Origin of the sequence: Pseudoflavonifractor sp. 524-17 (genome assembly GCF_009935845.1) — a bacterium.
Taxonomy (GTDB): Bacteria; Bacillota; Clostridia; order Oscillospirales; family Oscillospiraceae; genus Pseudoflavonifractor_A.
The window spans coordinates 1-5,268 of the sequence record NZ_QWEK01000092.1 but is presented as its reverse complement, the minus strand read 5'-3'; the positions used below and the strand labels follow the sequence as shown (position 1 = coordinate 5,268).

1 protein-coding gene is annotated in these 5,268 nt (G+C 59.0%); it reads right to left on the bottom strand.

The window, feature by feature from the left end; all coding sequences use genetic code 11:
- Window positions 1-150: 150 nt before the first annotated feature.
- A partial coding sequence (locus tag D1159_RS18390) for an S-layer homology domain-containing protein (protein WP_202621164.1) occupies window positions 151-5,268 on the bottom strand: 5,118 nt, incomplete at its 5' end.

The following is a 5,268-nucleotide window of genomic DNA, read 5'->3' as shown; positions in this document are numbered from 1 at the left end:
TTTTCTCACCCTGCTCTATTTTACCTCGTTTATATGAAAAAGTCTGCCGAAGGGCAGACTTTTTCGACAGGCTGAGCAAAGGCCCCTGGATGATTCCAGGGGCCTTTGCTGTAAATAACAGTTCCGATATACAGTTGGAGGTTCGGCTGGTTACTTGACAAGCTTCAGGAAGCGTTGCAGCATAACAGCAGTTTCAGCGCGGGTGACTTTGGCGCCAGGATCCAAAATTCCGCCTCCTTTGCCAAAGAGAATGCCGTTCTCAATGCACCAGGCCATGCCCTCCTCAGCCCAGCGGTTGGTCTGATCCCTGTCAGTGAATCCATTCAAGGCGCCGCCGGTGACTGTGGTGTCCAGATGGAGCAGGTTGGCGTAGTTGAACAGGACAACCGCCAGCTCTTCTCTGGTGATGGAATTTTCCGGGAAGAAGCGGCCCTTGCCGTCTCCGCGTACCACGCCAACCGCGTTGGCCCAAGCCACGCCATCGGCATAGTACTTATTCGCAGGCACATCCTCAAAGGCGGCGGTATGCTCTGCCTTTCCATTGGATAGGCGGAACAGCATCGTAGCCAAGTCGCCCCGCTGCAGATTGGCGTTCATGTTGTAGCGGTCATTGCCTACGCCATTGATGACCCCTAGGGAAGCCATCTCGTTGATCCCCTGTTCCGCCCAGTGGTTTTTGGGCACATCCACAAATTTCTTTTCCGGCGGGGGAATCTGGGACGGCAGCGCTACATGGGCCAACGTCTTGCCGTCGCTGTCGCTGACGGTGATAGCGATATCCTTGTTGGCGCCAGTAACCTTCTCCACCTTACCGCCCTCCGGGTCGATTGTAGTGGAAATAACGGTGCCGTCCTTCCTTGTCTCCAAAATCTCCTTGCCGCCGTCGGGCCGCTCGGTGGTGGCGGTGACGGTGCCGGTCTTGCCATCGGTGTGGGTTGTGGTGACAGAGCCATCCGGGTTCTTGGTAACGGTTTCGGTGTCCTTGGTGCCGTTGCCGGAACTGCTGCCCTTGTCATCGTCATCGTCATCGGAGCTGGAACCGCCGCCGGAAGATTTGGCCGTAACAGAAACCGTACACTGCGCGGTGGCATCCTCATAGCCGTCCTGTCCGGTGTAGTTGGCACGGAAGGTATAGGTGCGGGTGGTGTTGGGCAGAACCGCGGTATAGGTACCGTCGCCGTTGGGGGTTATTGTGATGCCGGCGATATCACAGGTCACGTTTACCGTGCCGGCATCAGGTACGCCAGTTACGCTAAGGGTTACGGAGCCGCCCCCGGTCAGGGACGCGGGCGACGCGGCAATGCCAATCTGCACAGCGGTACCGATGCGGACGGTGACAATACAGGTACGCTCACCGCTGGAGTTGTAATTGTCAACATTGGCTGCGTTGGGCTCAAAGGTGGCCTTAAAGGTATAGGACCGGCTCTCAAGCGGGAGATTGGGAGTGGCCGTCCAGGTGCGGGTGGCCGGATCGTAGCTCTTGCGCTCCACCTCAACGCCGTCGCAGGAGAGGGTAAAGGTGCCCTCCTCCGGGCTGGGGGCGTTGGGGATAGTAAGCGTCAGAGGTGTGCCGCTGGCAAAATCCGCGCCGGTAAGGACGGATTTGCTGGGAATGATGCCCTGCGACAGAGGATTGGCCTTGTCAATGCGGATCATGGAAGACCCGGCGTACTCCTTCTGGTCCCCAAGGGTGGCTTTGAAGTACACAGTATACTCGCCAACCGCAGTATAGGAGAAGTTTTCCGGCTGGTAGACCCCGTCCTCGGTTTCGCAGTATGTGACATTCACATAGTCAGGAACCTCCACGGTGATGGAGTGGGCCTGACCGTCGTAGTCGCCGTCAAAGCCGTAGACCTTGATGGGGAAGCTGTTGGGGTCTTCGGAATGGACTGTGACGGTGTAGACGCCGGAGCTGGACGCGGTATAGTTGCCCAATACCGCGTTATAGGTGGCCTCAAAGGTGTGCTTGCGGGACTCCGAACCGTCCACGGGGCCCTCCAGCATGTGGGTAAAGGTATAGGTGACATTTTCCCCGCTCCCCTGCTTTGCCATGACGTGGGGATCGTGGAGCTGGTCATCCAGGCACCGCACGGTAACGGTTCCCTTGGCGTTGTCGGGAATGCCGGTGGCCGTGAAAGTGACCTCCCCGCTGCCGATGAGGAACTCGTTGTCCGCGGTGAGATGGACGTTAATCGGCTGGGGTTTGATGGTCAGGGTAGCGGAGCCCTCCACCGTATTGTTCAAGATGGCCGCTGTTTTGGAGGCGACTTTGTACTGAACAGTATAGGTCCCCGCCTCGGTGAAGGTGGGCAGTGTGCTGCTCCAAGTACTGCCGTTGTCGGTGGAATAGGTGATGTCATACTCCTCGTCGGAGAGGGCCGGCGCGGTGATGGAGTGAGGCTGCCCGTCATAGGTGGTGGTGTTGTCTGTGAAGGAAGCGTCGGGAATGCTGACAGAGAAGGGGATCAGATGGAAAGGAACGCTGGTATTGCCATTGACCGTCTCACACAGCAGGGCGATCTGGCCGTCCTGAGTCACAGTGAGAGAGGAATAGGCATACGCTTCGCCGGCTTTGGTCACCTCATAAGTGGAGATCAGCTCCATAGTGTGTCCGGCGTCGTTATTGACTGTAAACGCATAGATCCTGCCGTTCAGGCGGCCGCTTGTGCTGCCGGGGACGGAGACAAGGATCACGTCTTTGCCGTCGATCTGCTGAGAATACTTGGTTGCAGAGATCTGGCAGGAGCCCATCCGGGAGGCCGCTTCCACCCGGACCACATCGCCGGGGACCCACTCGCTGCCGCTCCAGGTGTGGTCCACATAACGCACTACGCCGCTGTTGGCCCAGCCGTCCCGGAAGAAGTGGCGGATGGTAGTTTCGTCAATCTGTACCAGGCAGCTCTCGCTGGAGCCCTCGGCAAGGACAGGACCCCGGATCCAGGTCGCGCCGCCGTCTCTGGTATAAATAAAGCTGGCGTGCTCGTTGCTGTGGGTGTAGGTGGGCAGGAGGATCATGCCGTCCAGCTCGCCGCCCTTCATGCACAGCCCCGCTCCGGGGCCCACGCCGTAGAACTTGTCCTCACCGGTGCGGACCTGGTGGTTATTCATGATGGGCACGGACCAAGTTTCGCCGCCGTCGGTGGATTTGACGATCCAGAGGTAGGAGACGTTGCGGACATGGAGGCTGGCGTTATAGAAGAAGACGTTCTGCTGGATCCACTCAGCGGAACCCAGCCGCTCACAGTAGATCTTGTCATTTTCGGGATCGCGGCTGCCGCCCTGCTTCTGGTAGAGATAGTAGTATTCGTCCACATAGAAGCCGGAATCGGCATTGCTGCCCCGCTCATACACGGCAGCATAGCCCGACGCGTCAAAGTCGCCGATGTAGTAGGCGTAATTGTCATCGGTCTGCTCGGTGGTGACGGGGGAGAGATAGAGCGCCAGCCGCTGTGTGCCGTTGACGTCCACATAGCCGGTGGCGGTGGCGGGACGCATGGGGGCGGTGTTCAGGGCCACGCCGCCGGGGAAGATATCCACCATCAGGTAGAGGGTGCCGCTGTTGTCCGCCACGATGACGGGGTCAATGAAGTTGGTGGCGTTGTCGGATCTCACGTCCGTACTGTCCCCAAAGTAGTTGGCGAAGCTGTAGTGCCAGGTCTTGCCGTTGTCATCGGAATAGCTGAACAGTGTGTCAATGTTGGCGCCGTCGCCGGTTTGGGTCCACCGGGCGTCAATGGCGGCCACAAGCCGGCCCGCATGCGGGCCCGATGTAATGGTGGTAATGGCGGGAATGCGGAAATGGCCGCTTCCGCCGGTGCCGGAGTTAAAGGGCTGATCTGTGGTGGTGCCGGGCGCCGGGATCAGGTCCCTCCAATCCTCAACAAACTCAGGGGAAACCTCGGTCTGCTTGAAGAAGCGCAGGGGGGCGGCCTCAGACCCGGCAAAATAGTTGCCGTTATTTGCTGCATCATAGGAGATGGACTGTCCATTCTGTTGAGAAACCGTATAAGTACCGTCGCCGGTGGAGGTAATCGTGAGGACAACCGCAGAGGCGGAAGTATTGATGTTTTTCTCAGAAGCCTCGGTCAAATCCAAATAGCGGCTGCTGTCCACAGACTGGAGGGTGTAGCCGCCATCAACCGCGGTCAGGGTCCAAAGCTGTCTGGAAGCAGCAAAACTACTATTCAGCGTAAGCTGGTCATTGGAGACACTGCCGCCGAGTTTATCTGTCATACCGGTTCCGGTATGATAAAGAATTCGGTTTCTGCCATTGTCGGCGTCATTGGTGTAAATGGCGTACACGCCGTCTACCAGGGCGCCGGTGTGGAGCTGATAGACGGTGCTGTAGGAAGGCTCCGGAAGCTCTGGCGCGAGCTGGAGCGCGTCGTGCGCGGATTGGAGATCGGCCAGCGCGGTGTAGAGCGCCTCATCTGTGGCGCCGGCATCGCCCAACGCGTCCTGGGCCGCCGTCAAGGCGTCTGCGTAAACGCTCCAGCTGTGCGCCAGATAGTCCGCCTCGTTCAGGCCCTCGCTACTGAACTGGTCAACGAGGTTCTGGAGGCGCTCACGGACAGGGGTGCCAGTGCCCTCTTTTTGATAGAGGTAAATGGGAAGGAACGAATTCTGGTCGTCACTAAAGCCGCAGAAGCCGGTGGGATGAGCTGGAAAATGAGCGCTTTCATCGTTCGCGACATTAAACGTGAGGTAACGATTCTCTGTACTATTATAAATCTGGAAACGGCCATTGACGAAGGTGAGATCAGTCATAGCGGGGGCGTTGGCGGCAGTGTCAAACATCTGCCCCGCCAGACTGAGGGAGTGGGTGGCGTTTTTGATGGTATGGCCGCCGCTGGTAGGGGCGATGGTGACGCCAAGGTTATCCATAGTCAGCGCAGCGCTGCTGTCGCTCGTACGCACCGCGGTGACGCTGCCGTCCGAAATCGTAAGCGTGGCGGTACAGTCGGGATAAGCGGTGGCGCCAGGGCCGTGGCCCGTCGTCCCGTCCGCGTTGAGATGGAGGGCATAGGCCGTACCGTCGCTGGCCACGGCAACGATAATATAAGTGGCCGTCTCGTCCAGCGGCATCGCAGTGATAGTTGTATAGCCCGGGATCGCGGGGGCCGAGTTTACCACGAACGGCGTGGCGGTGTTTTCATCCGCAGGGACAAGGGACTCGTCCGGAGGCACATCGCCGGGGACCTCGGGAGTACCCTCGCCAGGCTCCTCGGGAGTGCCCTCGCCGGGTTCCTCGGGAGTGCCCTCGCCGGG